The organism is Microbacterium sp. HJ5 (assembly GCF_054824025.1).
Genome location: NZ_JSYE01000046.1, coordinates 1 through 335, shown reverse-complemented (window position 1 = coordinate 335; position 335 = coordinate 1). Strand labels below are relative to the sequence as shown.

General features: G+C 69.9%; 1 protein-coding gene. It reads left to right on the top strand.

All coding sequences use genetic code 11. The annotated features are described in order from the left end of the window. Window positions 1–335: L-arabinose isomerase family protein (locus OB08_RS16065; RefSeq protein ID WP_461476509.1), on the top strand; the 335-nt coding region annotated here is incomplete at both ends.

Below are 335 nucleotides of genomic sequence, written 5' to 3'. Positions count from 1 at the left end.
CTCGTCGAGGCGGTGGATGCGGCATCCGATTCCGATGTCGACGCTCTCGTGCAGGTGTACCTCGACAGCTACGACGTGGCCGACGAGCTGCTCCCGGGCGGCGACCGCCACCAGTCGCTGCGCGACGGCGCCGCGATCGAGCTGGGTCTGCGCTCGTTCCTCGAGGAGGGCGGCTTCGGTGCCTTCACGACGAGCTTCGAAGACCTCGGCACGCTCAAGCAGCTGCCCGGTCTCGCGGTGCAGCGGCTGATGGCCGAGGGTTACGGCTTCGGCGCCGAGGGCGACTGGAAGACCGCGATCCTGGTGCGCGTCGCGAACGTGATGGGCGCCGGCCT